The following is a 2,486-nucleotide window of genomic DNA, read 5'->3' as shown; positions in this document are numbered from 1 at the left end:
GCGGGGGGAGGGAGGCGCGGCGCGCTTCCGTGCTCATGCACCCCCCGTTTCCTCGTGCCCGGGCCGGTCCTCGCGTCCGCGGCCGGCGTGTCGCTGCCAGGTGGCCCGGCGCGGACGCGTCCCGGGCACAGATACCCGCACGGCCCGCGTGTCATCCGCCCGGGGTCCGGGCCGGCCACGTACCGCCGTGCGTGCGCGTCACTCTACGGCGTGCGGCACGCCGAACGGGAACCGGTCCGCAGGCCCGCGGCATCTGCCCGGAACGTCCCCCTACCCTGCGGTAATCCGGTCTGGCAGGCTGCGCTCATGACTGCGCGCGCCGCCGACCGGGCCCGTTACGACCGGGCCACAGCCCAGCTCGACGCCCCCGTCGCGATCGTGGATCTGGACGCCTTCGACGCCAACGCGGACGATCTGGTCCGCCGTGCCGGAGGCAAGCCGATCCGGGTCGCCAGCAAGTCCGTGCGCTGCCGTGCGCTGCTCGAACGGGTCCTGGCCCGCGAGGGTTTCGCGGGGATCATGTCGTTCACGCTCGCCGAGTCGCTGTGGCTGGCCCGCTCCGGTTTCGACGACGTCCTGCTCGCCTATCCGTCCGCCGACCGCGCCGGGTACGCCGAGCTCGCCGCCGATCCGAAGCTCGCCGGCGCCGTCACCGTGATGATCGACGATCCGGCGCAGCTGGACCTGATCGACGCGGCACGGGCCGGCGGCGGTGAAGTGGTGCGGGTGTGCCTGGAGTTGGACACCTCGCTCAGGCTGCTCGGCGGGCGGGTGCGGATCGGCGCCCGCCGCTCCCCGCTGCACTCCCCCGCCGAGGTCGCCGAGGTGGCCCGCGCGGTGGCCCGCCGGCCGGGGTTCGAGGTGGTCGGGATCATGGCGTACGAGGGGCATGTGGCCGGGGTCGGGGACGCGGTGGCGGGGCACCCGCTGCGGTCCCGCGCGGTGCGGCTGATGCAGGCCGCGGCGCGCCGCGAACTGGCCGAGCGGCGGGCCGCGGTGGTGCGGGCGGTGCGGGAGGTCGTGCCGGACCTGGAGTTCGTCAACGGCGGCGGCACGGGCAGTGTGCAGCACACGGCGGCCGAGGACGCGGTGACCGAGATCGCGGCCGGTTCGGGGCTGTACGTGCCGCGGCTGTTCGACAACTACACGTCGTTCCGGGGGCGTCCGGCCGCGCTGTTCGCCCTGCCGGTGGTACGGCGGCCCGGGGTCGGCGTGGTCACGGTGCTGGGCGGCGGCTACCCGGCGTCCGGTGCGCCCGGCGCGGACCGGCTGCCGGTGCCGTATCTGCCCCAGGGGCTGCGCTACGACCCGCAGGAGGGCGCGGGCGAGGTGCAGACGCCGCTGCTGGGGCCGGCCGCGGACGATCTGCTGATCGGCGACAAGGTGTGGTTCCGGCACGCCAAGGCGGGCGAGCTGTGCGAGCGGTTCGACACGCTGCACCTGGTGGAGGGGGACGCGGTGACGGCGGCCGTCCCGACGTACCGGGGTGAGGGGCACACCTTCCTGTAGCCGCCCGCGGCGGCACGGCCAGGCTCAGCCGGTCGGGCCGATGCTGCTGCCGACCCCGCCGCCGGACGCCGCGTCGGCGGTGGAACGGATGCCTTTGGCGATGCGGTCCATGTCGGCCACGGGCGGTCCGTCCGGGCCCGCCTCGAAGACGAACCGGACGAGGACCGGGGACTCGGTGCCGACGCTGGACGGGAAGACGAGGGACTGGACGTAGCCGCCGGGGCCCTTGGCGGTGGTCACCCGCCAGCGCACCAGGTATCCGGCGCGGCCCGCGACCGCGACCGGGCCCGCCCTGACGACCTGGTGGGAGGTCATGCCGCCGTAGGGCCGGCGGCCGAGGGTGTCCTCGTCGAAGGCCTCCTCGGCGGCGTCGGGGACGTCCGCCTCGGCGAGCGCGCGGGGCGAGGACTCGTCGGTGGCGGTCACCGTACGGGAGATGACGAGGCCGCCGCGGCAGAGGGAGCCCTCGCCGGGGCAGTCGTGGGTGCCGTCGGTGGTCATGACGGCGTCCTCCTCGACCACGTGCCGCGGCCGGACCCAGCCGTCGAGGAGCGGGAAGGTGACGCCGTTCAGCTCGTCCACGACCACGCCCTCGTCCTCCGGCGCCGGCTCGGACGTGGACGGCGAGGGCGACGGCTGCGTGGCTTCCGTCGTGGGCGCCGTGACGGTCGGGCTGGTGGCGGTACGGGTGTCCGGATCCTCGCCGTCGCGGGTGAGCGCCACCGCCCCGGCGACGACGGCGGCCACCAGCACGGCCCCGGCGACGGTCAGCGCGACGGCCTTGGCACCACCCGAGCCGCCCGCACCGCCCGCACCGCCGGAGGCCCCGGAGCCGCCGCTGCCGCCCCCGCCGGGCGCCACCGGGGCGCCGGAGCCCCCCGCCCCCACCCCGGACGAGGGCATCGGCGTCCGCCGGTGGCGCCCGGCGGGGGCGGCAGCGGCGGCTCCGGGGCCTCCGGCGGTGCGGGCGGTGCGGG

At 76.7% G+C, this 2,486-nt stretch carries 2 protein-coding genes; one reads left to right on the top strand and one right to left on the bottom strand.

Annotated elements, in window-relative coordinates; translation table 11 throughout:
- Positions 1-306: 306 nt before the first annotated feature.
- Positions 307-1,509 (top strand): amino acid deaminase/aldolase, encoded by a 1,203-nt coding sequence (locus tag CCN29_RS31850; RefSeq protein WP_031065816.1) that lies wholly within the window; start codon positions 307-309, stop codon positions 1,507-1,509.
- Between the two features lie 24 nt (positions 1,510-1,533).
- Here the strand turns inward: CCN29_RS31850 and CCN29_RS31845 are convergent, their stop codons facing one another.
- Positions 1,534-2,412, bottom strand: coding sequence for a hypothetical protein (locus CCN29_RS31845; RefSeq protein WP_442538605.1), 879 nt, complete (start codon positions 2,410-2,412; stop codon positions 1,534-1,536).
- Between the last annotated feature and the right edge of the window lie 74 nt (positions 2,413-2,486).

The sequence above is a fragment of the Streptomyces pseudogriseolus genome (genome assembly GCA_002154585.1).
GTDB classification, from domain to species: domain Bacteria; phylum Actinomycetota; class Actinomycetes; order Streptomycetales; family Streptomycetaceae; genus Streptomyces; species Streptomyces pseudogriseolus.
This window is presented reverse-complemented; position numbering and strand designations above follow the sequence as displayed.

Bases quoted from the DNA above. Each gene is read 5' to 3' on its own strand.
- CCN29_RS31850 (WP_031065816.1), top strand. From the start codon at position 307: ATGACTGCGCGCGCCGCCGACCGGGCCCGTTACGACCGGGCCACAGCC.
- CCN29_RS31845 (WP_442538605.1), bottom strand. From the start codon at position 2,412: ATGCCCTCGTCCGGGGTGGGGGCGGGGGGCTCCGGCGCCCCGGTGGCG.